The organism is Paenibacillus sp. FSL H8-0034 (assembly GCF_038000305.1).
In the GTDB taxonomy this organism is placed as follows: Bacteria; Bacillota; Bacilli; order Paenibacillales; family NBRC-103111; genus Paenibacillus_S.
The window spans coordinates 6,072,227-6,095,475 of record NZ_JBBOBS010000001.1 but is presented as its reverse complement, the minus strand read 5'-3'; the positions used below and the strand labels follow the sequence as shown (position 1 = coordinate 6,095,475).

22 protein-coding genes are annotated in these 23,249 nt (G+C 46.0%); 12 read left to right on the top strand and 10 right to left on the bottom strand.

Going from position 1 to position 23,249, the window contains the following annotated elements:
* Positions 1-122 precede the first annotated feature (122 nt).
* Positions 123-2,003, top strand: a complete 1,881-nt coding sequence (gene htpG, locus NST47_RS27505; RefSeq protein ID WP_341157973.1) for a molecular chaperone HtpG — start codon at positions 123-125, stop codon at positions 2,001-2,003.
* A 153-nt stretch (positions 2,004-2,156) separates the two neighbouring features.
* Positions 2,157-3,116 (top strand): dihydrodipicolinate synthase family protein, encoded by a 960-nt coding sequence (locus NST47_RS27500; protein ID WP_341157972.1) that lies wholly within the window; start codon positions 2,157-2,159, stop codon positions 3,114-3,116.
* Between the two features lie 140 nt (positions 3,117-3,256).
* Here the strand turns inward: NST47_RS27500 and NST47_RS27495 are convergent, their stop codons facing one another.
* The gene (locus tag NST47_RS27495) at positions 3,257-4,303 is read right to left on the bottom strand and encodes a LacI family DNA-binding transcriptional regulator (RefSeq protein ID WP_341157971.1); all 1,047 of its coding nucleotides are present in this window, start codon (positions 4,301-4,303) and stop codon (positions 3,257-3,259) included.
* A gap of 111 nt (positions 4,304-4,414) precedes the next feature.
* Between NST47_RS27495 and NST47_RS27490 the strand changes: the two genes are divergently transcribed.
* The 4 genes from NST47_RS27490 to NST47_RS27475 all read left to right on the top strand — a co-directional run bounded on the left by NST47_RS27490 (position 4,415) and on the right by NST47_RS27475 (position 9,128).
* Positions 4,415-4,777, top strand: a complete 363-nt coding sequence (locus NST47_RS27490) for a DUF2294 domain-containing protein (RefSeq protein WP_341157970.1) — start codon at positions 4,415-4,417, stop codon at positions 4,775-4,777.
* Between the two features lie 186 nt (positions 4,778-4,963).
* Positions 4,964-7,315, top strand: coding sequence for an FdhF/YdeP family oxidoreductase (locus tag NST47_RS27485; protein ID WP_341157969.1), 2,352 nt, complete (start codon positions 4,964-4,966; stop codon positions 7,313-7,315).
* A gap of 21 nt (positions 7,316-7,336) precedes the next feature.
* Positions 7,337-8,158: a formate dehydrogenase accessory sulfurtransferase FdhD gene (gene fdhD, locus NST47_RS27480; RefSeq protein WP_341157968.1), complete on the top strand. Its 822-nt coding sequence runs from the start codon at positions 7,337-7,339 to the stop codon at positions 8,156-8,158.
* A 202-nt stretch (positions 8,159-8,360) separates the two neighbouring features.
* The gene (locus NST47_RS27475; RefSeq protein ID WP_341157967.1) at positions 8,361-9,128 is read left to right on the top strand and encodes a sugar phosphate isomerase/epimerase family protein; all 768 of its coding nucleotides are present in this window, start codon (positions 8,361-8,363) and stop codon (positions 9,126-9,128) included.
* 83 nt (positions 9,129-9,211) lie between these two features.
* Here NST47_RS27475 and NST47_RS27470 read toward each other — a convergent pair whose 3' ends face one another.
* Complete coding sequence (locus NST47_RS27470; protein WP_341157966.1) at positions 9,212-11,863, bottom strand: CHASE3 domain-containing protein; 2,652 nt, start codon at positions 11,861-11,863, stop codon at positions 9,212-9,214.
* A 252-nt stretch (positions 11,864-12,115) separates the two neighbouring features.
* The gene (locus NST47_RS27465; protein WP_341157965.1) at positions 12,116-12,334 is read right to left on the bottom strand and encodes a hypothetical protein; all 219 of its coding nucleotides are present in this window, start codon (positions 12,332-12,334) and stop codon (positions 12,116-12,118) included.
* 180 nt (positions 12,335-12,514) lie between these two features.
* Between NST47_RS27465 and NST47_RS27460 the strand changes: the two genes are divergently transcribed.
* Positions 12,515-12,796 (top strand): hypothetical protein, encoded by a 282-nt coding sequence (locus NST47_RS27460; RefSeq protein ID WP_076229076.1) that lies wholly within the window; start codon positions 12,515-12,517, stop codon positions 12,794-12,796.
* Positions 12,797-12,904: 108 nt separating this feature from the next.
* Here NST47_RS27460 and NST47_RS27455 read toward each other — a convergent pair whose 3' ends face one another.
* From NST47_RS27455 to NST47_RS27440, 4 genes are all read right to left on the bottom strand, one after another.
* Entirely contained in the window at positions 12,905-13,531 is a 627-nt protein-coding gene (locus tag NST47_RS27455) for an FMN-dependent NADH-azoreductase (RefSeq protein WP_341157964.1), read from the bottom strand.
* A 265-nt stretch (positions 13,532-13,796) separates the two neighbouring features.
* Positions 13,797-14,078 carry a hypothetical protein gene (locus NST47_RS27450; protein ID WP_341157963.1) on the bottom strand — a complete coding sequence of 94 codons (282 nt, stop codon included), beginning with the start codon at positions 14,076-14,078 and terminating at the stop codon, positions 13,797-13,799.
* Positions 14,079-14,192: 114 nt separating this feature from the next.
* Positions 14,193-15,302 carry a glycine oxidase ThiO gene (thiO, locus tag NST47_RS27445; protein ID WP_341157962.1) on the bottom strand — a complete coding sequence of 370 codons (1,110 nt, stop codon included), beginning with the start codon at positions 15,300-15,302 and terminating at the stop codon, positions 14,193-14,195.
* A 2-nt stretch (positions 15,303-15,304) separates the two neighbouring features.
* The gene (locus NST47_RS27440) at positions 15,305-15,976 is read right to left on the bottom strand and encodes a thiamine phosphate synthase (protein WP_341157961.1); all 672 of its coding nucleotides are present in this window, start codon (positions 15,974-15,976) and stop codon (positions 15,305-15,307) included.
* Positions 15,977-16,168: 192 nt separating this feature from the next.
* On the opposite strand from NST47_RS27440, the gene thiD reads away from it, so the two are divergent.
* The 3 genes from thiD (at position 16,169) to NST47_RS27425 (ending at position 18,348) form a co-directional block, all read left to right on the top strand.
* On the top strand, positions 16,169-17,011 hold the full coding sequence (thiD, locus tag NST47_RS27435) for a bifunctional hydroxymethylpyrimidine kinase/phosphomethylpyrimidine kinase (protein ID WP_341157960.1): 843 nt from the start codon (positions 16,169-16,171) through the stop codon (positions 17,009-17,011).
* A 109-nt stretch (positions 17,012-17,120) separates the two neighbouring features.
* The gene (locus NST47_RS27430; RefSeq protein ID WP_262685768.1) at positions 17,121-17,558 is read left to right on the top strand and encodes a DUF86 domain-containing protein; all 438 of its coding nucleotides are present in this window, start codon (positions 17,121-17,123) and stop codon (positions 17,556-17,558) included.
* A 178-nt stretch (positions 17,559-17,736) separates the two neighbouring features.
* The gene (locus NST47_RS27425) at positions 17,737-18,348 is read left to right on the top strand and encodes a helix-turn-helix domain-containing protein (protein ID WP_083689119.1); all 612 of its coding nucleotides are present in this window, start codon (positions 17,737-17,739) and stop codon (positions 18,346-18,348) included.
* A 66-nt stretch (positions 18,349-18,414) separates the two neighbouring features.
* Here NST47_RS27425 and NST47_RS27420 read toward each other — a convergent pair whose 3' ends face one another.
* Positions 18,415-19,053, bottom strand: a complete 639-nt coding sequence (locus tag NST47_RS27420) for a bifunctional 4-hydroxy-2-oxoglutarate aldolase/2-dehydro-3-deoxy-phosphogluconate aldolase (protein ID WP_341157959.1) — start codon at positions 19,051-19,053, stop codon at positions 18,415-18,417.
* Positions 19,054-19,231: 178 nt separating this feature from the next.
* Between NST47_RS27420 and NST47_RS27415 the strand changes: the two genes are divergently transcribed.
* Both NST47_RS27415 and NST47_RS27410 read left to right on the top strand, forming a co-directional pair.
* Positions 19,232-19,693: a DUF948 domain-containing protein gene (locus NST47_RS27415; RefSeq protein WP_341157958.1), complete on the top strand. Its 462-nt coding sequence runs from the start codon at positions 19,232-19,234 to the stop codon at positions 19,691-19,693.
* A 14-nt stretch (positions 19,694-19,707) separates the two neighbouring features.
* Entirely contained in the window at positions 19,708-20,094 is a 387-nt protein-coding gene (locus NST47_RS27410; RefSeq protein ID WP_341157957.1) for a YtxH domain-containing protein, read from the top strand.
* Between the two features lie 109 nt (positions 20,095-20,203).
* On the opposite strand, the gene NST47_RS27405 is transcribed toward NST47_RS27410, so the two are convergent.
* The gene (locus tag NST47_RS27405) at positions 20,204-21,313 is read right to left on the bottom strand and encodes a phosphodiester glycosidase family protein (protein WP_445667402.1); all 1,110 of its coding nucleotides are present in this window, start codon (positions 21,311-21,313) and stop codon (positions 20,204-20,206) included.
* Positions 21,314-21,414: 101 nt separating this feature from the next.
* On the bottom strand, positions 21,415-23,223 hold the full coding sequence (locus NST47_RS27400; protein ID WP_341157956.1) for an EAL domain-containing protein: 1,809 nt from the start codon (positions 23,221-23,223) through the stop codon (positions 21,415-21,417).
* Positions 23,224-23,249: the final 26 nt, after the last annotated feature.

The window sequence follows — 23,249 nt, the reverse complement described above, 5'->3', positions numbered from 1 at the left end:
TTATACATAACTTCTATGCTATATTGACATTAAAAGCGAGTAATGATATAAAAATAGAGAATAGCACTCAAAGGCTGAGAGTGCTAATCTATTTTTGTTCGATACTCAAAGGAGAGATTCAAATGGAAAAAAAGCAGTTTCAGGCAGAATCCAAGCGATTATTGGAAATGATGATCAATTCCATTTACACACAAAAAGAGATATTTCTCAGAGAGTTGATTTCCAACGCGAGTGATGCCATCGACAAGATTTATTACAAAGCATTAACAGACGATAAACTGGTCTTCGATAAAGACAGCTACTATATCAAGGTTACGGCCGACAAAGCGAACAGAACACTAACGATCCGCGATACCGGAATTGGCATGACCAAAGAAGATCTGGAAAATAATCTTGGGATCATTGCCAAGAGCGGTTCCCTTGCCTTCAAAAAAGAAAACCAATCCAAAGACGGTCATGATATTATCGGCCAGTTTGGCGTTGGATTTTATTCCGCTTTTATGGTGGCGGATGTAGTTACCGTCATCAGTAAGTCTTTATATGAGGATAGCGCCTATAAGTGGGAGTCGACTGGTGCTGAGGGCTATACAATTGAAGCGTGCGATAAGGATTCCGTCGGTACGGAGGTCATCCTGAAAATCAAAGACAATACAGAGGATGAGAGCTTCGACGAATACTTAGAAGAATACCGCTTAAAAGCAATTATCAAAAAGTACTCCGATTTCATTCGCTACCCGATCAAGATGGACGTGAGTGGCAAACGGCTGAAAGAAGGAAGCGAAAGCGAGTTCGAGGACTACCAGGAAGAGCAGCATGTGAACAGCATGGTTCCGATCTGGAGAAAAAACAAAAGCGAGCTGACACCTGAGGATTACGACAAGTTTTATGCGGAAAAGCATTACGGCTTCGATAAGCCACTCAAGCATATTCATATCAGTGCGGATGGAGCGGTGGTGTACCAGGCTATTTTGTTTATTCCCGAGAGCACGCCTTTTGACTTCTACTCCAAGGAATACGAAAAAGGGCTGGAGCTGTATTCCAACGGCGTGCTGATCATGAACAAATGCGCCGATTTGCTTCCAGATTATTTTAGCTTTGTCAAAGGGATGGTTGATTCCGAAAGCTTGTCGCTTAACATTTCCAGAGAAATGCTGCAGCATGACCGCCAGTTAAAGCTGATTGCCAAGAACATTTCGAGCAAAATCAAGAGCCAGCTGCAAAGCTTGCTGAAGGACGAAAGAGAGAAGTATGAGCAATTCTACAAATCGTTCGGCAGACAGCTCAAATACGGAATTTACAGTGATTATGGCAGCCACAAGGACGTATTGCAGGATTTGGTTATGTTCTACTCGTCGAAGGAGAAAAAGCTGGTAACTCTGGATGAATACGTAGCAAGAATGCCGGAGGAGCAAAAATACATTTATTACGCTTCCGGTGAATCGAATGAAAGAATTGAAAAGCTTCCACAGACAGAGCTTGTGTCCGATAAAGGCTATGAAATCTTGTATTTCACTGACGATATCGATGAATTTGCGATTAAAATGATTATGAAATATAAAGACAAGGAATTCAAATCCGTATCCAGCGGCGATCTGGGTATTGAAGTGGATGAGAACGAAAAGGATACAGATGCCGAGAAGAACGACAATCAAGCTTTGTTCGAGCATATGACAAGCTTGTTGAACGGTAAAGTAACCCATGTCAGAGCATCCAAAAGGCTCAGAACGCATCCGGTTTGCTTGTCTACAGAAGGCGAGCTCACAATTGAGATGGAAAAAATATTACAAGCGATGCCGAACAATCCAAATGTAAAAGCAGATAAAGTATTGGAAATAAATGTGAACCATGCCGTGTTTGAATCCTTGAAGGACTCCTATGAGAAGGATAAGGAGAAGCTGAACCTGTATACGGCGTTATTATACAATCAGGCCTTGCTTATCGAAGGATTGCCGATTCAGGATCCGGTGGAGTTCACAAACGATATTTGCAAAATTATGGTTTAATAGGTGTGTAACAATGAAACGGCAGAGATGCCGTTTTTTTGTGTCCATATTCAGGGGGATCATATCTTTTGAATTGACAGTTCACAGATTTGAAAATATAATCTATATTAGGAATAACGTTTTAGCAAACCAATCAGAAAGAAGGATACTTAAATGGAGCAGCCTGCAAATCTTATCGTTGATGGTGTGTGGCCGACTATGGTTACCCCTTTTACGGAGTCAAATGAAATCGATTTCAATGCATTGGAAAAGCTCGTTGAATGGTATATTGCCAAAGGGGTAGACGGCTTATTCGCCGTATGTCAGTCAAGTGAAATGTTCAAGCTCTCCCTGGAGGAGAGAGTGCAGCTAGCCGTATTCGTCAAGAAGCAGGCTGCTGGCAGAGTGCCGGTGATCGCTTCCGGTCACGTATCCGATTCCATACAGGATCAGATCGAGGAAATTAAAGCGATTTCTGCGGTAGGAATCGATGCTTTCGTAATGGTGAGCAACCGACTGGCAGCACAGGATGAGTCGGATGACGTATGGAAGCGCAATGCGGAGATTATATTGGCGGCTGTGCCAGACGTAGCGCTCGGCATTTACGAATGTCCATTTCCTTACAAAAGATTGATGTCGCCTGAATTGCTTGCCTGGTGCGCATCAACTGGGAGATTTTTGTTCCTGAAGGATACCTGCTGCGACGTGGAGCAAATTCAAGCCAAATTAGATGCAGTTAAAGGTAGTCAGCTCAAAATTTTCAATGCGAATTCAGCAACCCTGCTGGAAACTCTAAAGATCGGCGCGGCAGGATTTAGCGGGATTATGGCGAATTTTCATCCGGATCTATATGCATGGTTGTTTAACAATTGGAGCAAGGATACGGACAAAGCAGCTCTGGTGCAGAGCTATCTGGGAGTTTCCTCGATGATTGAGCATCAGCTGTATCCATTGAATGCCAAATACTACTTGCAGCAGCAGGGGCTGGGCTTTACGCTTCAATGCCGTGCGAGGAATCAGGAAGATTTTATAACGAAAGAGCGACTTGTTATGGACCAGATGAAGCAGTTGGATCAGTGGTTAGGCTTATTCGTGAACGGGCAGGCTGCTGTTGCGAATTCTATAGCGAAGTAGGCTGAGTAGGGCAGCAATCATTCTAAATCCAAGGAAATGCCATAATCGGAAAAAGCAAACAGCAGAACCGTTGATGACGGAACTGCTGTTTTTGTTTTGCAGCTATCTATCAGGAACATTGGCATCAGCTGCATGAGCACCTATCGATTGGCTGTTGTAAATTCTCCGCAGGATTGCCTGATGACCAGATGAGGCTCGAACATGCGTGCGGCGGGTGGAACAACCTGATGATGCAGGACATCGACGATCATTTGAAAGCAAGCCTTGGCCATTTCCTCGACCGGAAAATGAATCGTGGTTAATGGAGGAACAGTGAAGCGGGCGATTTCATTGTCATCGTGTCCAACAAGCTCCATATCCTCAGGAACGCCTATTCCTGCTTCTCGCAGGGCTGCAAGTACACCAACAGCCATTTGATCACTAAGTACAAATAAAGCTGTAGGCCGATCTTCAGAAGCCTGCAGCAGTGCTTGTGCCGCCTGATAGCCGCCTTCCTCCGAGAACTCCCCCTCCGTTATATGATCAGGGTTAATCAAAAGTCCAAGCGCCGCTGCCTTATCCATGAACCCCTGCTTGCGGTATTGGATGGCTCTGGAGGATACTCTCGGAACGATGACACCTGCATGAGTATGACCTCTGCCTGTAAACAAACGGGCAACCTCCTGCCCTGTATGCTCATTATCTACATTAACCGTACAAAATTTATCGGAATACCGCTGATACAGCACAACAGGAACCAGAAGCGGTGTCGTTTGCAGAAAGGCCTCATCCTCATCCGTAGCATTCGCAATAATCGCTCCATTGAAGCGGGTACCGGTGACAAGGCTTTTGACGTCTTGAATCCGGCCTCCGACATAAGGTTGAACTAACAGCTCATACTCGGTTTCCTGCGCGTGCATACTTTCCTGAATTCCTTTTAAATATCGACCGATCAGTGAAGCGCGTGTATCCATGGTCCAAAATAACGCAATGATCGGAGCGACCGTTTCTCCACCACTGCGCAGACGACGAGCCGAGATATTAGGACTGTAGTTAAGCGTCCGGGCTGCTTCCAAAATCCGTTGTTGGGTTGCCGCCGAGATCCGTAGTGCGTTTCCCTTTCCATTCAAAACAAGTGAAGCCGTACCTTGGGAAACCTGTGCAAGCTTGGCTATATCTTTAATACTGGACAGTGTGCTCACCACCATTCACTGAAATACTTATTATTCGTATTATAGCTTAATTTGCTTAGGGATTGAACTCTGTACAGGACCATGATAAAATTTGCTTCATAGACCCGAAAATGAGGGATTCTCGGTATGAACAAAAAGGAAGCAGAGTTCAGCAATTTAGTGAAAGCGTTTCGAAAACGACATATGGGCAAGGGACCGCGGGAAATTCGGACCACCTTTTGCAAGCAGTGGGCAATTTGTGAGATGGAAGGCAACTTGTCGCCGGTGGAAAAGTTCATCGCCTCAGGAACGGAAGGCAAGCAGGTATTGCGCACAGCGCGTACCGAAATGGTGAAAGATATTTATCGCAATCATCCGCCGATAGAAATGGAACAGCTGCTGGGGGCCAAATTTGTCGAGCTGTTCGTAGATATCGATCTGGAAAAGGATTTTGGGATGTCGATATTTGTGTTCGATCAGGATATTGAAAGCAAGTTTTCATTACAATAAATAGTTGAAACCGTCATAATTGCATACATGTGCCGTTGGCACTTGGCAGCGATCCTGCTCAAGACTAACAGCCGCATCAGAACCTTTATTTTTGTACCAACAAAAAACGGAGGGACTGCTGCGGCTTTTTTTGTAAATGTATGGGTTTTGCTGATTATTTTGCATGAAACCAAGGAGGTAATCTGGTTGGGTAAAACACAACATACAGGACCCATTAAGCTCCCCAAACGACTGGACCCGAAGCTGTGGGTGAGTAAAGCTCCCTTCGGATTGGGGCAAGTCAAGCCACATCATATTAAAGAATCATTGAAGATTGCCTGGGAGAATAAAGATCAACTGCCATATGCCTATCGAATTTTGACACAAGGTGTGTGTGATGGCTGTGCACTTGGTGTATCCGGACTGTATGACAGGACGCTTGCAGGGCCGCATGTTTGCACGACCCGTCTTAACGTTCTGCGTCTCAATACGATGCCGGAGATCAGACCGGAGGTGCTGCATCAGGATATTGCAGAGCTGCGCACTATGGACAGTGCAGCCCTACGCAAGCTGGGCCGAATTCCGTATCCGCTGATACGCAGGCCTGGGGAGAACAGATTTTCCAGACTTCCATGGGATGAGGCTCTAGAGCTGATCGCCGCAAAAATTCGAGCCATCGATCCCAAGCAGCTTGCGTTTTATTTGACCGGACGTGGCATCACTAATGAATCCTATTACGCTGCAGGCAAGGTTGCACGCTTGCTGGGAACGAACCATATAGACAACGCCTCCAGAATCTGCCACTCCCCATCCAAAACAGCGCTCAAGCGTTCCGTCGGAATCGGAGCTTCCAGCTGTAATTATAAGGATTGGATTGGCACTGATGTGCTCGTGTTCTGGGGCAGTGTAGCCGCTAATAATCAACCGGTATCGACCAAATATATGTACGCGGCCAAGCGTAAAGGCACCCGGATTATCGTCATTAACCCTTATCATGAGCCGTCGATGGATCAATATTGGATCCCTTCTATCCCAGAGTCTGCGTTATTTGGGACCAAGCTGACCGATGACTTTTATCAGGTTCATATTGGTGGGGATATCGCTTTTATGAACGGTGTGATGAAGCATTGGTTCGAGATGGAAGAAGCGAGTCCAGGCTCTGCGGTGGATCATGCCTTCATTCAAGCGCATACGAACGGTTATGAACAGCTAAAGGCTCATGTCAGGGAGCAGGATTGGGAGCTGCTGGAACGCTCATCAGGATTGAGCCGTGAGCGCATGCTGGAATTTGCCCAATTGCTGGCTAAGGCGAAGTCAGCTGTATTCGTCTGGAGCATGGGGCTGACGCAGCATCGTTTTGGTACGGACAATATTTCACAGGTGGCGAATTTGGCCCTGCTGCGAGGATTTCTGGGCCGTGAGTTTTGCGGGTTGATGCCCATCCGAGGACACAGCGGGGTACAGGGATCAGGAGAAATGGGTGCAGATCCGTTCAGTTTGCCTGGCGGCGAATTCAGTGCGGATGGTATTGCGCGCATGGAACGGGTGTGGGGCTTCGAGCTGCCCAAATGGCAGGGGGATATTGTCGGAGTCTCATTGGAGAATTCGATGCTTCCTGATGACCACGAGCGTAAGCTGAAGCTTTTCTATACATCAGGAGGAAATTTTTTGGAAACGATGCCTGACCCCGATTTCGTTCGCAAATGTCTGGAAAATGTCGATATTCGGGTGCATCAGGACATTGTGTTGAATACGTCTACGCTTGCTGAAGCGAGGGAGGCCGTGATCGTATTGCCTGCGATGACTCGCTATGAGCAGCCCGGAGGTGGAACCTCGACATCCACAGAGCGGATGGTCTATTATTCACCGGAAATCAAGGGGCCGAGAGTCAGTGAGGCACGAGCGGAGTGGGCGATCTATGCCGAGCTTGCAGCCAAAGTAAATCCAGAGTATAAACGATTGGTCGCTTTTCAGAGTGCAGAGGATATTCGGCGTGAAATTGCGGCTGCCGCTGCGTATTATGATGGTATTCAGCATTTATCCGAGCGTGGTGATGTATTTCAATGGGGCGGCGCCTGGCTCTGCGAGGATGGAGTGTGCCCGACTGCAGATGGCCGCGGTAATCTGATCCCCATCGAACAACCTGAGCTTCGCAAGCCGGAAGGGCATTTCCGTGTCACGACCCGCCGCGGCAAGCAATTTAATTCCATGATCTATAGTGCCACTGATCCATTTAATGGAGCCGATCGTTACGATGTGCTGATCAATCCGCAGGATGCCAAGGCACTGCAGCTTAAAGCGGGTGATGCTATCGTAGTATATAACCAATACGGATTACTTCATGGGCGGGCGAAGCCGGTTCCGATTCAACAAGGTAATATTGAGGTTCATTGGCCTGAAGGCAACAGCCTGATCCCTAAAGGTGTCTATGAAGCTCACGCAGGCATACCTGAATATAATACAGCTGCAGTTGTAGAAAAGGCAGAAACGTTCCATGCCCTTAAAGACACCAAATACGTGGAAAAACGAGTGCTGGAGCTGGAAACGGAAATGGGGTGAAGCCGAATGGGAATGGACTTTATGAATGATTCTCCAATAGAACAGCCAGTAACGGCCACATGGCGCATATTGAAGTATTCCAGCGGTCAATTTAATGAGCAAGAAGACGTAGTAGCTTCTGAGTATCCGCTTACTATTCGAATAGACGGAGAGGAGTTTGCCACCATCGTATGCAGTCCCTCGGATCTGGAGGATATGGCGATTGGCTTTCTCGCCTCTGAGGGGGTTATTCGCGTCATCGAGGACATCCGTACCTTAAAGCTGAATGTGGAGCGCGGTTTTGTCGATGTCGAGCTCACGGTTAAGCAAAACACCAGCAAGGATTCGTATAATAAGCGATTCATTGGCTCTTGCTGCGGGAAGAGTCGGCAGTTTTATTTTCATAATGATGCGAGAACAGCCAAGACGATTCCATTACGGACTCGTATTAGTGCTGTACGTTGTCTGGAGCTAATGAACCAGCTACAGCAAGCTTCCGCTGAATTTCATCATACCGGAGGCGTGCATAATGCGGCTTTATGCAGTGCTGACAGCACTGGAGCGCCTGTCTCGCTTGTTCGTTCAGATATAGGCAGACATAATGCACTGGATAAAATTTTTGGACAATGCATCAGACATCGCACCCTGCTTCAAGGGAAGGTTATTGTTTTTAGTGGAAGAGTATCTTCAGAGGTGCTGCTGAAGGTGGCCAAGATTGGCGTCGGCATCCTGCTGTCCAAGTCGGCCCCGACAGGGCTGGCGCTGGAGCTTGCTCATGACCTTGGTATTGCCGTAATCGGCTTTATTCGCGGGCATTCCTTTAACGTGTATACCCATTCGGAACGGTTGGAAATCGATAATTAAATTTTCTTCAGCGAAATAAATGATGTGTTCGATGTCAAGGTCAAGATATGTTGATTAATTGAAAAAATCGACAAGAAATGTCCTGAAACGATGATATATTTACTGTAAAATTAAACGTAGGCGATGAGAGTTAACCGGATCCTGCACTCTCGGGGGTTCCTTCCGTCTTCTTGTGATAAACATACCCTAAGGAGGTATTGTAATGACCGCATTTGGTTGGTGCATGCAGATCGAGCATGCTGAGGAGCTTCAAAGATATGGATATGATTATATTGAATGTTCGATTGCTCCCTTGTTGAGTCAAGATGAAGAGGCTTTCAAGAAAGCGTTACCTTTGTATATCAATAGCCCACTTCCGGTTAAAGCCTGGAATGTGCTATTTCCCGGAGATATTAAAGTCGTAGGTCCAGAGGCTAATGAAACGATCATCACGAACTATTTGGCCAGAGCCGTAGATACGATGTCTCAAGCAGGATCGTCCATTTTTGTATTCGGAAGTGGAAGATCACGCAGCATCCCAGAGGGTTGGGAGCATGCGCGTGCGGAGGAGCAGTTATTAAGGCTGCTAAGGATCATTGCCGAGCAGGTTAAGGGTACTAACCTTACGCTGGTTATCGAGCCTCTAAACACCAAAGAATCGAATGTGATCACGAGTGTAGCTGAAGGTGTGCATTATGCCAAGCAAATTAATGATCCTGCTATTCGAGTACTAGCCGATTTTTATCATATGGATGAAGAGTCTGAGCCATTGGAAACCATTGTCGCTCATAAGGATTGGCTGTCCCATATTCATATTGCCGACACCGGACGTCTGTCTCCCGGAACAGGTCAATATCCGTATGAACAATTTGTGGCGCAATTGAAGGCAGCAGGCTATAACGGTATGGTGTCGGCTGAATGTACGGTCAAGGATCGCGCTCAGGAGCTGCCGGCTTCTCTGAGATTTATGAAAGAGCAGTGGTCGAAATAAACGAATCCAAACTTCCATATAACAGCTACAAAAAAAGTCACCGTTGTGATCAACGGTGGCTTCTTTTTGTACTCTTTTTGATTTTAGGATTTGCTTAACCAAACGCGCATAACAGAAAATAATTGCTCTAAATTGATCGGCTTACTAATATAATCGGAGGCGCCAGCTTCCAGACATTTTTCGCGGTCATATTTCATCGCTTTGGCTGTGAGCGCAATAATAGGCATCTCATTCAGCTGTTGATCCCGACGAATATGTCTCATCGTCTGGTACCCGTCCATCTCAGGCATCATTATGTCCATCAATACAATATCAATCTCCTTATGGAGATCCAGCATATCCAGACACTGCCTTCCATTATGAGCGGTTAGTACACGCATGCCCTGCATTTCGAGTGCCTTGGTCAAAGCGAATATATTTCTGACGTCATCGTCTACGACAAGTACCTGCTTACCGCCAAATATCGATTGATGGATCACGGCAGGCTTGGTCTCAGGAATGATCAGGTTATCGATAGGCGGGGCTTCAGAAGGAGCTTCAGACAGCTCCAAGGCGCTGACAGCAGTAGCCGAGGATTCAGCATACATCGTAACCATCTCCATCGATGAAGGGTTGTGCAGGCAGGGTACATAAAGTGTAAACGTACTTCCTTTACCTTCTTCACTTTCCAAAGCGATGCGGCCGCCAAGCAAATTGGCAAATTCACGGGATATCGACAAGCCGAGTCCGGTTCCCCCGTATTTCCGTTCTGTTTTCCCGTCAACCTGCTGGAACGCTTCAAAGATCAGCATACGTTTGTTAACAGGAATACCGATGCCTGTATCGGATACTGAAAAGGCAATGACATTGGCTGTGCTTGCATCCGGCATCGAAATATTGGCTTCAAGCGGATCTGCTTTTCGAATGGACAAAGTGACAGCTCCACTTTCGGTAAATTTGAAGGCATTTGATAACAAATTTTTCAGTATTTGCTGCAGCCGCTGTTCATCCGAGAAAATCAAAGAAGGAAGTCCAGGATGTTGAATAATACGGAATTGAAGGTTGCGCTGCTTGGCAATTGGTGTGAAACTGCGCTCCATAACATGAGGAAGCTCTGTCAGATTGACAGCTGCAATCTCGATCTCAAGCTTTCCAGCCTCAACCTTGGATAGATCAAGAATATCATTAATCAGCGACAAGAGATCATTCCCGGAGGAATTAATAATTCTTGCGTACTCCTGTTCATCGGCATTTAGCGTACCATTGGCATTTTCAACTAAAAATTGGGACAAAATAAGCAGACTGTTGAGCGGTGTACGCAGCTCATGAGACATATTAGCCAAAAATTCCGATTTATATTGAGAGCTTTGCTGCAACTGCTCGGCATACAGCTCCAGCTCTTTCTTGGCCTGCTCCACCTCAAACGATTTTTGTTCGGCAAACAGGTTTTGTTCTTCCAGATGCTCATTTGTGGAACGCAGCTCCTCTGTTTGCACCTGCAATTCTTCGGCTTGTGTCTGCAGCTCTTCCGTCTGTGCCTGCAGCTCTTCAGCCATCGTCTGAGACTCACTGTATAGATTTTCGATTTCCGTACGGCTGGCCGCATTGTGCAGTGTGACTCCAAACGGCTCGACAATTTGTTCAAGCAGCTCTCGTTGAAGCTTGGTAAATTCGTTCAAGCTAGCCAGCTCCATGACAGCAAGCACATTTTTTTCGAAAATAATGGGTGCTACGATAATTTGTTTTGGTGTTGTATGGCCCAAGCCTGACGTGACTTTAATATAATCGTCCGGTAATTGATTCAATATCAGAATTCGATTTTCCGATGCGCTTTGACCAACCAGACCTTCACCCATTCGGAAGCTTTCTACACCCACACCATCCGCCTGCCCGGCATAAGAGGCGTATCGGAGCAACATGTCTTTTTTATCCGCGATCTTGCGTAAATACAAGACTCCATAGTGGGCTTCGACTAAACCGGCGATTCTATTGATGAAGGATTGAGTTAGCAATTTCATTTCGGTCACACCTTGAAAATTTGTTGCCATGTCCGTAATTTGGGTGTTGATCCAATTTTGTTCTTCAAGCTTGGACAACAGCTCGTTGGTAATCTCGGCGAGATCGCCAACCTCATCCTTTGTTTTCACTTCAACCCGCATGGATAAGTCACCCTTGGAGGTCGCAATATGTTTGATCGAGCCTGTAACTTGCTTGATTGTATTAACGATGGAGCTGGATGTGATTAGAGCGATCAGCACGGAGATAGCGGACACTACAATCCATATGGTGTTTAATATCGAGAGAAGTACTTCATTATCACGGATGAGCTGTTGACTCCGCGCCTCGGTTAAGGAGAGCTCGGTGCTTCGAAAGGCTGCAAGCTGGGAGCGCAGCTGATCTGTATATTTTTTACCGACATCTAATTTGTAAAATTCAATGATTCCCGTGTTGTTATTGTCCTTTTTCATCGATAATACAGGATCTCCGGCTTCAGCGATCCAAAGCTCGATGTTGGTTTTGATCTTTTCCAGATTTTGCACCTGTCTGGGATTATCTATAATCAACTGTCGAAGCTTATTATAGTTTTCCTTCCAGCTGCTGTATCCATTATTATAGGGGATCAAATATTTGGCATCCCCGGTTATGACATAGCCGCGCTGGCTATCCTCCATATCCAGCATGTTTTTTTCAATATCATTGCTAAGATTATGAACCTGGAAATCGTGTCCCGTGATATATTCTCTGTCTACTTTCATTGACATAACACGGTCATTGATTAAAAGTATGGATATGCTAAGGCCAATTAGTACAATAAGATAGCCCAGTATAATTTTTGTTCTTAAATTGAATCTTACTTTGCTGAACAACTTTAATACCTCCCCTTGAAGCCTGCATCGAACTGAACGACATATTTAAACCGTTTAATAGTTAGAATTCCAAGCTTAACTCTATCATAAAAGCGATGGGTATAAAAGCTGAATTTCAAAGTTTCCAATGGCTGGATATCATCATATGTTCCGATATAATAAGTAAATGGAACCATCTCTGCTGTCCAGGGAATGGTTCCATTTATGTTTGCGCTGCAACTTTTCCTTATGTTCTCTCAGAGTAGGTGTTATACGTGCTGCAGGGTCAAGTCCATTCCAGCTTAAGCGATTCAGCTCGGGATTGTATTTCCCCTCACGTGCCTGCTTTTGACGAATTTTTTTGGCTTTGCTAAGTGCCATCATGGCACCTCCTTCATTAAGAATGATTCTTCTACTAGTATACTAAATTTGATGATATTTTGTAACGAAAGAGTTTGACATTTTTGCAACGTTACGGTGAATCGGTTGTGTTCGACAATTCGTTTTGGTAATCTAATGAAAGATTGCTGCAAACAATAGACCCATTCGGGAGTGAGTACGTTGTCCTACGATTTTTACTATTGGCTGATTATGGGTATCGGATTTATTATTCCAAATTTGGCAGGGGTGGGGCTGATGTGGAAGACACAAAAGCTGCTCATGTCTTCAGTGGTTTCGCTAGCTATCAATTTGATTATATTCGCAGCAGCTAGTTTATGGTGGGCTTCTTTATTTGTCGGATTTCCGCGTACTTTTGGATTGGCAGGCTATGGTATTGCATTTGTGAACATTGAAGTGCTGCTGCTGTTCACTTTGATTATTATGAGAAAGAAAAGTACTTGAGTCGTCTTTGCATCTGTTAAAATGTATACAAAAAACTCCCGCGTCCCTAAATATATAGGTGTGCGGGAGTTTTTTAGGTTTATGTTATGATGATTCTTCGTTAAATTCTTAGAAAGAAGCGGCAGCAGCTTTAGCTTTTTCCAAGCCTTCTTCAATAATGGATTGACCACGATCCGGGAACTGGTTATGTCCTTCGACAACAACAGTAGTCGGATTTTGAACTCCAAAGAAATTAAAGATCGTTTTAACATAATTCAGGGACATTTCGATTGCAGCGGCAGGACCTTCGCTGTAAACTCCGCCACGTGCGTTCAGCAAGGCAACTTTTTTGTCGCTAATCAAGCCTTTAGGGCCTTCAGCTGTGTAGGCAAATGTTTTGCCTGCTTGTGCAACATACGTCAAATACGTCAATAATTGTGCAGGAACCGTGAAGTTCCAGAGTGGGAAAGCAACAACGATTTTGTCAGCTGCAAGGAACTGCTCCAAATATTTATTAACATTGTCGGCTTTTTCCTGCTCGGTTCCTGTTAATTCATAACCTTTGCCAAGCTTGAAGAGGCCAGTCAACGTATCTACATCATAGTATGGCAATGTTTCATTAAAAAGATCCAATTCTTCAATATCGTCATTGGGGTTAGCTGCTTTGTAGCTTTCCAAAAATGCGTAATATAATTTGACGCTTACTGCTTGATCAACCGGACGTCCATTAGCTTTAATAAATAATACTTTTGACATAAGTATGATGCCTCCTGAAATTAAATTAACTTACTTTACTTTAGTATGATATTAAATTAGCTTACGTTTGTCAAGTGACTAATAATTAATAATTTGCGAAGGATTTTTGAAATAATCTTTTGGAAACAATAAAAAAAGCTCCTGATCGGAGCCTATTCGACGAAGATACATTCGTGTTTTACATGTAACTTTTCTTGCGAGATAAGAATCGCTCAGCTTCGCTGAAAACGTATAATTCTTAACTCTAAAAAAAGAGCTGATCGGATTACTCCGAAGCTCCTTTTTTGATCAGATAAGACTTGAATTTTCTTTCACGGGCTTCCCAGCGCAGCACGGATATAAAAAATCCGATTGAAGCAAACACGATTAGCCGAATGTATAACCAGGACATTTGAAAGGTATGCTGTGTCAGCCATTCCATTCCTGTAATTATGGCAGTTACTGCGATTCCCCAGGTTAATATACCAAAATACATCACATACTTGCCTTTGCCCATGGTTCTTCTTTTGCGCCACTGAGTGGCTTGTTGTTCGTTCATTTCGTTCATGAAGCTGCTCCTCCTGAGTCGGTCTCGATCCATTCATTTTGTTACTTGGAGTTATTCGCTATGGAGCGCTCAAAGTCCTCCTGCATGTAAGTCGTTCACAGCGATTGGTCTGCGCTAGACAGCTCTCGCGCGGTCGGGTGAGAAAGGGCTCAGATCGATTGTGGTTTGCTCGCCCAGAATCAGTTGTTTAATCAGCTTGCCTGTAGCGGGGGCTAATAAGATCCCATTGCGGTAGTGACCCATGGCAACCGTTAAGCCAGGAGCCTGCGCAGATGTTCCCATAAACGGCAGGCCATCTCTTGTACCCGGACGCAGACCTGCCCAGGTGCCCACAAGCTCGGCCTGCTCTAACGATGGCAGCAGCTTGACGGCTTTGCCGAATAAATCACTTACCACATTCACATGACAGCGCTTGTTAAAGCCTGCTTCTTCCTGAGTAGCTCCAATAATCATGCTTCCATCGAGCTTCGGTACGATATAACAGCCTTGTGTAAATACAGTACCTTGTAGGACAGGCGCTTCGGTTCTCACCGATATACACTGCCCTTTAACTGGAAATATCGGCAGCTTCAGACCAAGTGGCTCAATTAAGGATGATCCCCAGGCTCCCGCGCATATGATGACATGATCGGCGTATAAGGAGCCCTCGGCTGTTCGCACCCCTTCGATGCGACCCTGCCGTTCCAGCAGGCCAAGTACAGGTGTCCATTCACGAATTTCGCAGCGAAGCTTATGAAGGGCTGCTTGCAGCGCTTTGGCGAGCTGTACGGGATGAATTTGATGGTCCTGCGCAAAGCGAAGACCACCCAGAATGTGGGGGGAAATACCTGGCTCCATAGCAAGCATCTCAGATGTGTCTAACCACTCGGCATTCTGAATCCAGGGGAGGCGGCTTTTCAGTTCCTGCTCGTCGTCGCTGTGAAGTGCGGCACGCAAAATTCCTTGCGCTATGTACTGTGGCGAAATCGCGCTGATTTGATGAATTTCCTCGCTCCAATTGCGATATAATTGTTGGCTCAGACGGCACAGCTCATAGAAGGCACCAGGCTGATGTGTCTCTACCTGTGCTCCCAGCATGCCTGCGGCAGCTGTTGAGGCTTCCTGATTTAATGCCCCTTTATCCACTAGGGTGCAGCGTATTCCGCTGCGGGCAAGCTCCCATGCTATCGTGCAACCTATAATACCGCCGCCGATAATGATTGCGGATGTAGACCTGGTGTTCAATATTAACCTCTCCTTGGGCTGTATTGGGAAACATTCAATGCTTCTCGATAACGGATGATTTGTTGAGCGGGCTCGGAATGCAGCAGGATGGAAGACAGCAGGGCAATTCCGCTGCATCCTGTCGACAGCACTTCCTCAACTCGGGACACTTCAATGCCACCAATTGCAATGACAGGGATCGGACTGGCAGCTACAACAGCAGCCAGGGTGGCAACGCCGCGGGGGGCGAGTCCGGCCTTGGAGTTCGATTCATAGACATGACCATAAAACACATAGTCGGCTCCATGCTTGGCTGCGTGTACCGCTTCCTCGGCTGAATGGACAGAGCGGCCTATACGGACGGTTGCGGGCATTATCTGGCGGCTTTGCTGAATGGTCAGACTATTAAATCCAAGCTGAACGCCAGGGGCTTGTACGGCGAGCGCCGCATCCAGCCGATCATTGATATAAATGGCAGATTGGGCGAATAACGGCTTAAGAGTTGTGTACCATACTGTCAGCTCGTGAGCGCTGCGTTGTTTTTCCCGTAAATGAAACATATCAATAAGCTCAGTCGGGCACCTGGAAGCAATGGCTGCTACTTCGTCAAGTTCCTGCTGAGCTGTAGTCAGGACATGAAGCTCATGCTTTCTTATGGGAAGCACTTCCTTTGGCGGCAATCGATTTAGGACCATCATAACGCAGCCTATGCAGACCGTCAAAGCGTTTGAGAAAGTTGTCATAAAATGCTCAATAAGCTGCTGACTTGACGGTGGGAAAACAGACCTATACACTTTATGATAAGAGGAAGACATGTTAACCTGTAATAGAAGCTATTGGTTGTGACAACAGACCTTATGAGCACGCACTAGAAGGAGAGAATAAATGTGGACCAAGTCTTTAAAGCACTAACCATTGCAGGCTCGGACAGCGGTGGTGGAGCGGGTATTCAGGCTGATTTGAAAACTTTTCAAATGCTTGAGGTTTATGGAATGTCAGCGATTACAGCGGTAACCGCACAAAATACACTCGGAGTTCATGGTATTTATGATATTCCTATTGAAGGCATAGCGAAGCAAATTGAGTCGGTTATATCGGATATTGGCGTTGATGCGCTTAAGACCGGTATGCTGTCGCAGCCGGAAGTCATTGAACTGGTCGCAGATCTGGTGACCAAGCATAAGCTGAGTAAGCTCGTTGTCGATCCGGTAATGATTGCCAAGGGTGGTGCTGCGCTATTGGCTGAGCATGCACAGGATGCGATGCGCAAGCGACTACTGCCGTTAGCGGCGCTGGTGACGCCGAACATTCCGGAGGCAGAGGTCATTATCGGGATGGAGATATCCTCCTTGGATGCCATGAAGGAAGCAGCGGTTCGAATTGTTGAACAGTTTGGCGCAGGAGCAGCGATTATTAAAGGAGGGCATCGAATTGGCGATCCCACCGATGTCTTATATGACGGAAAGCAGTTTCATTTTTTCACCGCAGAACGTTATGAGACACGCCATACCCATGGAACAGGCTGTACATTCTCAGCTGCAATTACGGCTGAGCTTGCCAAAGGCAAGACCTTAACTGAGGCGGTACAAACAGCCAAAACCTTCATCACACTGGCAATTCGACACGAGCTTGGTATTGGTGGCGGACACGGACCTACGAATCATTGGGCTTATTGGCGCGAAGCACAGGCTCATTCGGGTTTGCAGGCAAAGGAGCAAGGGAAATCATGAGCTATGAATATTTGATGCAGGCAGCCATGTTAATCATTCTGATGCTGGCCAGTTTTCCGGCTATCATGCTGTGGTCCAAATGGAGAAATAAGAAACGGAGATAAAACCCATGTATTATGTCAATCATGAACAAATTGATTTGCGACTGAAGTTTATTCCTACACTAATCGCGGCATGTGAGCAGCTGGAGAAAGTCTGGGAGCTGACACCATCATCCGAAAGGCTGCTGCTGCATCTGGCCCAGGAACGTATTTTGCATTTATCGATTGAGACCATTACCGACGTCGGCAGCTTGTTAATTGATGCGTTCATGATGCGGGATGCCAGCAGCTACGAGGATATTATTGAGATTCTAAGGGATGAGCGTGTTTTTGAAGCAGATACAGCCGTTGTTTTTCGCGAGTTGGTACAGCTTCGGAAGTCGCTAGCGCAGGAGTATGCCAGCTATCCCCGAGAAACTCTTCACCCGCTGATCGGTGCGCTCCCATCTGCACTTGCCATTTTTGAAGCTGTGGTTCCCGCGTTTATTAGCCGTGAGCTGGTGTAAGAATCCTTAGGAACTGCTGCCGCAGATCTTGTGAGAAAACTGGAAAGTTATGATACTTTTTAGTATAATAATTTACTTATAGCTGATTTTCATATACAATCAATTTATGAGCAGGATTGTCAGGTGAACACGACAGTAAACAATAAGGCGGTGAGACTAAGTGACCCAGGAATTTGATATGTCGACACGTAGAGTCGTACTGACCATGTTGAAAACCAAAGGACCTTTGGCTGTCAGCGAAATAGCCAAGCAGCTCGGAATTACGGAAATGGCTGTACGCCGGCATTTGAATACACTGGAACGCGATGGTCTGATCGAATCGAAGCTGGTACGCCAAGCGATGGGAAGACCGACAAATTTATATTCGCTGACGGAAAGTGCAGATGAATTATTTCCGAAGAATTACTATAATTTGACATTGGATCTGTTAGGTGAGCTTGTGGAAGAAGCAGGCGAGGCCAAGGTACAGCTGTTATTTGAACGTCGTAAGGAAAAGATGATTGATCGCTATGAAGAGCAAATGCAAGGCAAAGAGCTCGGGGATCGGGTTAAGGCGCTGGCGGAAATTCAGAATGCAAATGGCTACATGGTAAATTGGTCTGCTGACGAGGATGGTACCTTTGTCATCAATGAGCACAATTGTCCGATTTCTCAGGTAGCCAATCAGTATAACCATGCTTGTCACTGCGAGCTGATGATGTTTGAGACCTTGCTTGGTGCCGATGTCAAGCGAACGGAATGCTTGGTCAAAGGCGGGCTCAAATGCTCGTATTCGATACAAGCCAAATAGGAACGATCTCCCGCACATTACCCGCGCAGGAGATCGTTTTTATTTTAAGATATGATGACGGTCTGGTTACTTCACCCACACATTAGCTGTCAACGCTGCTGCTTTGTCACGAATCCATGAGAAATTACCTGCGGCAATTTCCTGTAAATTGATCAAAGACCCGCCAATTCCCAGACCATAGCAGCCCGCTTGAATAAACTGCGCAATATTGGCCTCATTCACTCCGCCTACGGCTACCATCGGGATATGATTAAGTGGTCCTTGAAGCTCTTTGATATAAGCTAATCCGAGGCTGGCTCCCGGGAATATCTTCACCGCGGTTGCGCCTGCTTTCCATGCCTTGACGATTTCAGTTGGCGTCATCGCTCCCGGGAAAATCGGAACCCCTTGCTCTACAGCATAACGGATAACATCCTCATCCGTGTTCGGGGTGACTATGTAGGAGGCGCCTGCCTCAATCGCTTGCTTCGCGTCTTCCATATCGAGTACGGTTCCCGCACCTATGTACATGTGTTCGCCGAACTGCGTCTGCAGCTTGGTAATCATCGACAAGGCCCCGGACGTATTCAATGTTATTTCCATAGCTCGGATCCCGCCATCCAACAGCGCTTGGGACAGATCGTTAATATGACGTTCCTCAACACCACGAACTATCGCTATAATCCGCGTTTTTTCAATCCATTGTAATCCTTGTTCACGATTCATGCTACCATCCACCTCATCCACAAGTTATGAGTCTATTATGCCACCTTTTGCACGAACAGGCTATTGCTCCACCAAACAAATTTGAGAAATGTGTGTCAAATCGCTGGGCTGCTACCTATAATGTAGTATTCCATAGGCGTTCGTCCTGGGAAGCTGCTTGGGAAGGAGGTCCGGATACATGGATTGGCCATTAATCGTTAGCTTAGCCGTGCTCACCAGCGTGATGGTGATTGGAATTGCCGTTCTCTTATGGATTGAGGTTCGTCGAGCCATCCGCAGGTCGTTAGCGATGATGGAGCGGATGGAGGCACAGATGAAGGGCACGCTGGAGGACACTCAACAGCTAATCCAAACCACGCAAAGCCTGACAGTTGATATCCAACGCCGCTTACATGCAGCAGATGGAATTATGCAGGCCATACAGAGCACGGGTGAAGCCTCTGCGAGTCTATCCAAGTCTATTAAGGGGATATCGGGGGTATTGTCCAATTCGATAACAGAGGCCCGTGCTACTCTTCAAAATGAGCAAGATACGGTGCGTAATCTTATCGCCATGACGACTATGGGTGCGGAGCTGTGGCACAAATGGCAATCTCGGAAATCTTCCAAACCAAGCTCACCTGCGAATGAACAACAGTGAAGGAGATGATCAGTTTGACAACCAATAACAGAAACAAGGATTTGTTGATCGGAGCGGTAGTAGGTACTGTATTGGGAGCTGTGACTGCACTGCTCTTTGCTCCCAAATCAGGCAAGGAGTTGAGAACGGATATTGCGGATGGTGTGCAGCAGGTTACAACCAAGACCCAGCAGGCTGCAGAGTCGATTGCCGATAAAACAAAGCAGCTGGCTGGTACCTTAAATGAAAAAACACAGCTAGCCGCGCAAACAGTAAGCCGCCATACATCGGAATGGTCCGAAAAAGCAAAGGAAACGGCATTGTCCTGGAAAAATAAAGCTTCACTGACCCTTACGGAAGGGACATCGGAAGGATCCACGGAGAACGAGTTAACGACTCAGGACGAGTCTAAAGTAAGCTAGGTACACAAACCCGTTAGCAAAGCCTGGTTGACCTCCACAACAAAAAGACATGGTTCCAGCAGCGCCACTTCGTTGCCGTACCCGTGTCTTTTGTTGTTAAGCGCTATAATCACCATTTGGAGGCATCAATCTTACTGGGGTCCAGACCCTCCCAAATATTGCGTATCGGGGCCGAATTGGGGTTATCGAAAACGAGCCATGCCGTAGGCAAATACCGTTCGCCATATTCACTGGAAGGACGGTTAACAATCTTATTGTCATGGACTAGAACCGTAGAGGAGCCACCATCCAGATTAGCCGCTGTCACCGCACCTTTTTCCAGAAATATTTGTTGAATATCATAGAGCGTGGCACCGATACTGTAACCGGGCTGTCTACCATCAATAATGGCAAACATGATCGTGCCATCTGCTTTTTGTGCCATCGCGGTCCGTGGTGCAACGCCCCAACCGTCAGCTTGACTCTTAATCTGGCCTACACCGTTAACAATAAACCGCGGCGCAAACGTAACTGCCTCCTGAACGCCCATTTGCAGCAGCTCGCTTGGCTTGTACTTGCCAGCAATCATCCGACCTTCCTTATCGATCGCCACGATATGATTTGCTGTATTCATGCCGCCATCGTTGTAAAAAATCTTACCGCCTGAAATGACAATCCCGGTTGGCTGAAAGCCATTTCCTTTCCATTCCGGATCGACGAAGCCGCCTGCATTCACACCAGCAACCGCACCAAGACGTTCGACCATGGAGGATACCTTCTCGCCTTTGCCTGCTTTACCGGGAACACCTATTCTAAGCTTTTTGGCGTCGTTGACAATCAACAGCTTACCTTTAAAATTTTTCCCTTCGATCGGTTCGATTTGGACAAGCGGCTTTTTTTCGACAACCTTGGTTTCCACAGGCTTGTTCACCTGGACAAGCTTCTGATCCTTGATTTCGGCAAATTTATCAAATTGCTTCCAATAATTGTCGACACGTTTGTTAAGCTCTTCCTGACCAATCAAATAGACGGCCCAATGCCGATGCTGAGTAGAAATTAGCGTGTCAGCCATCATATAACGAAGATTGGAGCCTGATTCTGTCAAAAAGAACCATAAGCTGAACATCATCCCAAACATCATTAGCACGATAAAGGTATACAAGGTTAATGTGAGGATAACAGATCGGCTTTTCTTTTTTACTTTCTTTTTGACACCCCTTAATGCAGTTGTTGCTGCCATGTTCGATTCCTTTCCTTATCTCTATACTAAGTTCACTAATTAGTAGACGAAAAAAAATAGAAAAAAGTTTCAGTACAAGACCGCACACTTTTTTCTATGATTCAGATGATCGACAGCTGTTTATTTTCTCTAAGCAAAATTTCAAATTCATCAGCCGAAATCGGCTTACTGAACACATAGCCCTGAATTTCATCACAGCCTCGCATAATTAAAAAATCAAGCTGTTCCTTTGTTTCGACACCCTCTGCAAGGGATTTGATTTTTAATTGTTGAGCCATGGCGATAAGTGCCGTGACGATAGCGGCATTTTCCTCATCAAAGGTCACATCTCGGATGAACGATTGATCGATTTTGAGCGTATGTACTCGAAATCGCTTCAGATAGCTGAATGATGAATAGCCGGTGCCAAAATCATCAATCGAAATAAAGACACCCATGGATCGCAGCTTTTGCATCGTTTCAATAATATAAGGGACGTTCGTCATAGCGACATTTTCTGTAATTTCCAGACAGAGCAATGATGGATCAAGGCCCGTTTCCTCCAGCGTGTCTTCAATGATTTGAACAAACTGAGGCTGATGGAATTGTATGGCTGAGATGTTGACAGAAACACGAAGTGGATGGTTACCAAGCGACTGCCACTTTTTATTTTGCATGCAAGCTTGCCGGAGCACCCAATTGCCTATCGGAATAATAAGACCGGTTTCCTCGGCCAGCGGTATAAATTCAGCAGGAGAGACCATTCCCCATTCCGGATGAAACCAGCGGATGAGCGCCTCCATACCGAATATTTCACCATGGCTCAAATCGACAAAGGGCTGGTAATATACGTGGAATTCGTTACGCTCCAGTGCTTTTCGCAGATTAATTTCCAGACTCAATCTATGCATAGAGCGTTTGTTCATTTCCGGATGATAGTAATGGTATGAATTCCCACCTTTCTCTTTGGAACGATACATCGCGATATCCGCATTTTTCAATAAGGTTTCAGCATCCGTACCGTCGTTCGGATAAAGACTGATTCCGATGCTGGCTGTTACAAACAGTTCCTGATCCTCGAAAATAAAAGGCTCCTTGAGCAGCTCCGGAATCCCTTTGGCAAATTGAGTGGCTTCATCCATGCTGGCAATATTAGATAATAAGACAATAAACTCGTCTCCACCGAAGCGTGCAACAAGATCTTTATCCAGAACATAATCTTTAAGCTTATTGGATAAAGCATGAAGGAGCAGATCGCCAACATGGTGCCCAAGTGTATCGTTGATTACTTTAAAACGATCCAAATCGAAGAAAATAATAGCCATTTTACCACTGGTTCGTTCTGCTTCGGCGAAGCTCCTTTTAAGTCGCTGATCAAAATGCAACCGATTGGGCAAGTTGGTGAGAGCATCGTGGTAAGCCATATGTACGATCTTTTCCTCTGCACGCTTGCGTTCGTTCACGGCACGGATCGTTGCATAAGAACGAAGCAGTTGGCCATCCTGAGTCTCGCTGATGATTTTTTCAAACAATTGATCATGTTTTTTGGGGTTGTGTTCAGCAGAGCTTGGATCCGATGTACGAATGAGCTGAATCACATTCTCCACATGCTCGCGGTGAATTCGGGCCGCAGAAGCTACTTTGTACTTATTACGGTCCTGCTTGTTGAGATAGACGATGCCTTTCTTATTGTCATATTCCGCCACATGATTCATATTGACAATATTGGCATTATCCAATAATCGAAAGCCATCCTCAAACAGCCATTCCTCTAAATTGTCGAATGAGAAGTCAAGGTAATACTGATGTTCTTGGGTATGAATAACAATTTCACGATCACGAATTTTGTCGATTTTGACAACTTCGCTCGAATCAATAATCAGTATTTCTGACCCTCTCTTGCCATCTCGCGTGACGGGAATTTTCTGCATAAAGACTCAGCTCCATAAGAGAAGGA